At 59.5% G+C, this 5,332-nt stretch carries 9 protein-coding genes; 4 read left to right on the top strand and 5 right to left on the bottom strand.

What is annotated here, in order from left to right; all coding sequences use genetic code 11:
• The 4 genes from VII69_05195 to VII69_05210 form a co-directional block, all read right to left on the bottom strand.
• Positions 1-474 (bottom strand): alpha-ketoglutarate-dependent dioxygenase AlkB (locus tag VII69_05195; protein HEY5094501.1); only part of this gene is annotated, 474 nt, incomplete at its 3' end.
• A gap of 26 nt (positions 475-500) precedes the next feature.
• A complete protein-coding gene (locus VII69_05200) occupies positions 501-908 on the bottom strand; it encodes a low affinity iron permease family protein (protein ID HEY5094502.1) in 408 nt (135 codons plus the stop codon).
• Positions 908-2,194, bottom strand: a complete 1,287-nt coding sequence (locus VII69_05205; protein HEY5094503.1) for a divalent metal cation transporter — start codon at positions 2,192-2,194, stop codon at positions 908-910. The genes VII69_05200 and VII69_05205 overlap by 1 nt, the downstream gene beginning before the upstream one ends.
• A gap of 53 nt (positions 2,195-2,247) precedes the next feature.
• Positions 2,248-2,817 carry a hypothetical protein gene (locus VII69_05210; GenBank protein HEY5094504.1) on the bottom strand — a complete coding sequence of 190 codons (570 nt, stop codon included), beginning with the start codon at positions 2,815-2,817 and terminating at the stop codon, positions 2,248-2,250.
• Between the two features lie 330 nt (positions 2,818-3,147).
• On the opposite strand from VII69_05210, the gene VII69_05215 reads away from it, so the two are divergent.
• The 4 genes from VII69_05215 to VII69_05230 all read left to right on the top strand — a co-directional run bounded on the left by VII69_05215 (position 3,148) and on the right by VII69_05230 (position 4,828).
• Entirely contained in the window at positions 3,148-3,498 is a 351-nt protein-coding gene (locus VII69_05215) for an STAS domain-containing protein (protein ID HEY5094505.1), read from the top strand.
• 63 nt (positions 3,499-3,561) lie between these two features.
• Positions 3,562-3,990 (top strand): ATP-binding protein, encoded by a 429-nt coding sequence (locus VII69_05220; protein ID HEY5094506.1) that lies wholly within the window; start codon positions 3,562-3,564, stop codon positions 3,988-3,990.
• Between the two features lie 62 nt (positions 3,991-4,052).
• Positions 4,053-4,376: a hypothetical protein gene (locus VII69_05225; GenBank protein ID HEY5094507.1), complete on the top strand. Its 324-nt coding sequence runs from the start codon at positions 4,053-4,055 to the stop codon at positions 4,374-4,376.
• A 158-nt stretch (positions 4,377-4,534) separates the two neighbouring features.
• The gene (locus tag VII69_05230; GenBank protein HEY5094508.1) at positions 4,535-4,828 is read left to right on the top strand and encodes a hypothetical protein; all 294 of its coding nucleotides are present in this window, start codon (positions 4,535-4,537) and stop codon (positions 4,826-4,828) included.
• A gap of 137 nt (positions 4,829-4,965) precedes the next feature.
• Here the strand turns inward: VII69_05230 and VII69_05235 are convergent, their stop codons facing one another.
• A complete protein-coding gene (locus VII69_05235; GenBank protein ID HEY5094509.1) occupies positions 4,966-5,193 on the bottom strand; it encodes a hypothetical protein in 228 nt (75 codons plus the stop codon).
• Between the last annotated feature and the right edge of the window lie 139 nt (positions 5,194-5,332).

Below are 5,332 nucleotides of genomic sequence, written 5' to 3' on the forward strand. Positions count from 1 at the left end.
GAGCAGCGTGCCGGCCTCAAGATCGAGATCGAGTATCCGGCGCGGCTTGGCCCTGCTGCGAATGGTCATGCGGCGCGATGCTCCGAGACTTACTAACGCGACTGGAGCCTCGTCCGGGGCGTTCTCGAGATGATCGCCGTGCGGCGCCACGCTATCGTTGCCGTCGCGGTAAAAATTCAAGCCTGCCGAAGTGAAGATGACGCCGCAGAACTGTTCGACCGCGGGCCTCATGGCCGCGAGCGGCTCTGGGATCCCCGTCTCGTACAACCGAACGGACGCGACGAGCCGGGGCACGTCCACGATCCGGTCGTACATCGGCCGGCGTTCCGATCGCCAGCCGATTTGATCGCGCAGAAGTTCGAACCAGAGCTGTGCTTGCTTTTCGTCAAATAGCGTGCGCCGATAGACGATGCGCCCGGTCTCATCGTCGACGAGCGTTTCGATCTCGGGCTGGGGCAAGAGCGAGAATTGCATAGCTTTGTGATGTCTCCACCTTAGATTTACTCATCAACCTCAGGCTGACCCTGCAATTCCCGTATCTCCTTGCGCACCTCGTCGGCGACGTGTTCGGGCTGTGCTTCGATTTCGACGGCGGTGTTCTTCGTCCGGGGATCCGCGGCGATGAGCAGATCCATTTTGAGCAGCAGAGCGTCAGTATCGCGCTTTTGCGCATTAGCGATGACGAACACCATGAGAAAGGTCACGGTCGAAGACGTGGTGTTCATCGCGAATTGCCAAGCATCCGAGAAATGGAACGCCGGCCCAACTGAAACCCAAAGCACAACAAGAGCGAACACCGTTGCCGCGGCGATAGGATGGGCGCACCAGCCATCCACCATGCGCGAGAGTCGGTTGACCTCGTGATAGGCCGCGTGCCTGGCATCTCGCGACGCCTCTAGATTTGACATTACGACTTCCCCCAATAGACGAAGAGCAACACGGCGGCGCCGGTCATCGTCACTATCGCGAGCCCAGACCAAAGATTGGCGATCGGGGAGTTCCGCCACTTGCCCATGACGCGCTTGTCATTGGCGACGATCGTCACGAGGATCACGAGCGGCACGGACGCAAGCGCGTTGGCGACGGCTGACCAATACAGGGCCTTGATCGGATCGACGTGCGCGAGGTTCATCACAACACCGGCGGCGATACCGGCCGCGACGGCTGCATAAAATTTCGGCGCGCGCCGCGGCTTTTCGTCCATGCCTTGGCGGAAGCGGAAGATATCCGCGAGCACGTAGGCCGACGAGCCGGCCAGCGATGGAACGGCGAGCAATCCTGTTCCTACCATTCCGAGCGTGAACAAGAGATACGCGAAGTTGCCCGCGAGCGGGCGCAGCGCTTCGGCCGCCTGCTGCGCGGTGGCGATGGCGTGCTTTCCGTGGGCCCCTATGGTGGTGGCCGTCGTCACGATGATGAAGAACATCACAATATTGGAGAAGAGCATGCCGGTGTTGACGTCGGCATGCGCGTCTCTGATCTCGTTCGCAGTGGCACCGCGCCGGGCGGTCTGCGTCGTGCGTCCTAGGGCCTTTTCATCCTCGACCATGAGCGAAGATTGCCAGAAGAACAAATAGGGCGAGATGGTCGTGCCGAGGACCGCCACCATTGTGGTGATCCACTCCGCGGTAAAGCTTATGTGAGGAATAACGGCGGCAGCGAGGACTGCCTTCCAATTCGGTTGCACCACAAAAGCGGTCACGACGTAGGCGAAAAGCGCTAGACACAGCCACTTGATCACGCGCACGAACGCCCGGTATGACAAGAAGACTTGAATGCCGATCAACGCCGCGCCGAAGACAAACACCCACAGCAAGATCGGGAGCCCTACCACCATTTGCATCGAAGCCGCCATGCCGGCGATATCGGCTCCGATGTTGAATGTATTTGCGACGATCACCATGGCCGCGACGACGAAGAGCAACGGTGCGGGCATGTGCGACCGCAGCACTGCCGCAAGACCCTTGCCGCTCACCATCCCTATCCGCGCGCACATTCCTTGGACGACGGCCATCATCGGCGTCGTGAGCAGCGCAAGCCACAGCATCGACAGACCCGTGCTGGCGCCGGCGACGGAGTATGTGGAGATTCCCGAAGGGTCGTCGTCCGCAGCGCCGGTCATCAGACCCGGGCCGAGAATCGCGACGTAGCGGCGCAAGCCGGAAATTCGAGCTTTCTGTGCGTTCAAATCCATCGGCGGCCAGCTTCGTCTCGCACGCCAAGCATCGCCTTTTAGTCCTAGATCGTTTACGGTGCCGGCGAGCCCCCTCCGATGGTCGCGAACTCGGGCCATGCGGTCATGCTTTTGATCTGATCGATGAGTTGGGACTTGGCATCGGGCGAAAGTGACTGCACGAGGGCGCCATCTCGCACCCAGTAGTTTTGCACGGCCATCCCAAACGCCGGCACCCAGTTCGTGTCCAACACGGACATCATGGGCGCGGGGGTTGCGGCCCCAGAGGCCTTTTGCAGCTTAAGCAGACAATCGTTGTACGAAGCGATCGACACTTCGAGCGCTTGTTCGTCGGCGTGATTCTGCGCGGCGTCGAAAGTCGCGGTCTGGACGACTCCGACGATGTGGTCCACGTACACACCGGCTTTTGATCGGAGATCGGTGTAGCAGATATTCAATTGGCTCAAAGAAGCCGGATCGAGGGACGTCTTGCCGGCCGCCGTATTCATCACAGCCTGATCGCGCGCGTGAATGAACGGCGTCAACTGGCCGGTGATGTCGGAAGCCGATTTTCGCCCGCAACCCGTCGATATCAGAACGGCCGATAAGGATAGGAAGAGAAGAAGCCGGCTAAGATTTTGCAAGACCGATCCTTTGTCCGCACAGCACGCTTACTCGGTTGAATGAAAACTTCGTCCCAAAAAATCCTTCTGACGTTTGAGCGCGGTCGATAATTGGGAATAACCAAAGCACGTAAGATGGTCGGGGCCGAACAGTCCAGTCCGGCGCTTAATACAGTGCGGAGGTAATATGTTCTATCGAGACTACACGTTCGGCTATGAACTGCCGCCTCCCGGTCCGCCTTTGCCTGTTCCGTCCCAACCGGTCCCCGGCGGCGAGCCGCCACCCGTGACTGCGCCCCAACCACCAGAACGTCCGGTACCTGAGCCGCAGGGTCGTCTAAGCGTACCGCAATGATTTTCAATGTCGGAGTGAGAGCGTCGGCGGGGAGCGCCGCATCGATCGTCGATGTCGAAGGCGAAGTCGACGTGCTCACCGCCCCAAGATTCAAAGCCGCACTCGCAAAAATCGTGGATGCCGGCGCCGAAAACGTTGTCGTCAACCTTCAACGGGTGCGGTACATGGACTCAACCGGGCTTGGCGTGCTCGTCTCGGCCATGAAACAAATGCGCGAGAACAGCGGCAATATCTCCTTGACCGGCTTGAATCCGCACTTGAGCAAGATTTTCGAGATCACCGGCCTCCGCAAAGTGTTCAAGGTCTACGCGAACGAGGGCGAGGCGTTAGGCGTCGTTCCAGTTTGACCGCCCAGCGGAACGCCGAATCGCGGCGGCGTAGTTTCGACGCGAAGCGGGAACAATGAAGTCATGACCACATCCCCGCGCCGCCGGCAACCGGCCGCCAATGGCCGCACGATCTCCGTCCGATTGCCCGGCACGCCGTCTTCAGTCGCGGAGGCGCGCGATCAAATCGTTGGATTCGCTCGCGAGAGCGGATTTCCGGACGACCAGCTTTTCGACATCGGATTGGCGGTCGGCGAAGCGTGCGCGAATGCCGTGATGCACGCCGTAGCTGCTCAATCGACCTTTCAAGTGGAAGCGATCGATCGCGGCCGCGAGATCGTGGTCACGGTGACCGATCCGGGCGATGACACTTTGCCGCCGCTGTTGCGCGACCCCGATCGCGTGGGTGGCCTGGGCCTTTTCCTGATTCGCCACCTCATGGATCGAATGTCGCTCGATATGTCGGCGGAAGGCACGCGGCTGACCATGTCGCGCCGCAAACCCGCCGCTTGAATCGAATGGCCGAAAACTCGTGTAGGGAGATGATGATGGTCGTCAGGCAAAGAGCCCTCGCAATGGAATCGCCAAATCCGGGAGAGCCCCTGCCCGCGCCGGAGCCCGGCGACGACCCGAGCCCCAGTCCGCATCCTAGTCCGCCTATCAAACCGGCCAGAGGAGTGCGCGAGCCGGGTTCCCATGTCGTCCAGCTACACGGTTCCGACGAGCAAATTCTCAAGTCGAGTGCCGTCAGTTATCTTGCCGACGGCCTCAATCTTGGCGGCGGAGCGCTCGTCGTCGCGACGGTGGCTCACATCGAATCGTTCGGGCGTGAACTATCGCGCGTAGGCGTTGACACTGAATCCGCGCTTCGAATGTCGGAACGGCCGTGCGCAAGCTAAAGGAAGCCTCGGGCGAAAAAGGGCAGCGCGTCTATGGCGAAATGATCGGCCTGCTTTGGAAAGCAAGGCAATATCCGGCGGCGATCAGGCTCGAACAATTGTAGAACAAGCTGCGAGACGCGATTTCGTTCGAATTATTCTGTGTCTATCCGATCGACGTGCTCGACAAGGACTTTGATGCGGGCATCGTCGACGCGCTCCTGTGCGCACATGCTCACCTCTTGCCGAGCTGTGCCGACGCATCTCTTCAAAGCGCACTTAACCGCGCGATCGACGAAGTGCGCGCATTGAGTGTAGCGGCGCCGGACAGCCGGATCAACAAAAAACTAAAGAAAAATTGGGCCGCCCTGCCGGATTCCGAGAGCACTATTTTGTGGCTGCGGGCAAACCTTCCGGATCAGGCTGAAGAGATTCTGACTCGAGCGCGAAGCTACTACCAGGCTTCCGCCTAGCCGCGACTTCGCCGCAAGTGGCTTTGTATATCTACCGGATCAACGGGCTTTCGAGATATAGGTAGTACCGCACCAAATATCGGACGGAAAAAACGCGACCGAGAATCTCGGTCGCGTCTTTGTATGTTGAGTGGCTTCTACTTCTTGTCTTGGTCGCGCAGTTCGCGTTTGGCCTTGTCGACGTCCGCCGCTACATTGTGGCCGGCTTCTTTCAAGGCCGAGGTGGCCTTCTCGGCTGGATTCATGGTGTCGCCGGCGATCTCGCGTTTGACATGCTCCGTGCCGGCCTTCACTCGGTGGTCGGCTTCGTGGACCGCATCCTTGGCGTCTTTGACGGCCTTGTCGATTTTCGTGTCATCGTTCATGCGTATTCTACTCCTTATGGTACTCCCAACTCCACTTTAATTGTACCCACGGAGATTCGGACTAAACCCCGGTTGCCGCAGCACACGGTGCCTAGAAGCGACGGAATTTGAAGACGAAGTGTAGTCGCCTATGGCCGCG

The sequence above is a fragment of the Candidatus Eremiobacteraceae bacterium genome (assembly GCA_036511855.1).
Taxonomy (GTDB): domain Bacteria; phylum Vulcanimicrobiota; class Vulcanimicrobiia; order Eremiobacterales; family Eremiobacteraceae; genus JABCYQ01.

Coding starts and splice junctions, on each gene's coding strand:
- VII69_05235 (HEY5094509.1), bottom strand. CDS start 5,193: ATGAACGATGACACGAAAATCGACAAGGCCGTCAAAGACGCCAAGGAT.
- VII69_05220 (HEY5094506.1), top strand. CDS start 3,562: ATGACCACATCCCCGCGCCGCCGGCAACCGGCCGCCAATGGCCGCACG.
- VII69_05205 (HEY5094503.1), bottom strand. CDS start 2,194: ATGGATTTGAACGCACAGAAAGCTCGAATTTCCGGCTTGCGCCGCTAC.
- VII69_05215 (HEY5094505.1), top strand. CDS start 3,148: ATGATTTTCAATGTCGGAGTGAGAGCGTCGGCGGGGAGCGCCGCATCG.
- VII69_05200 (HEY5094502.1), bottom strand. CDS start 908: ATGTCAAATCTAGAGGCGTCGCGAGATGCCAGGCACGCGGCCTATCAC.
- VII69_05225 (HEY5094507.1), top strand. CDS start 4,053: ATGGAATCGCCAAATCCGGGAGAGCCCCTGCCCGCGCCGGAGCCCGGC.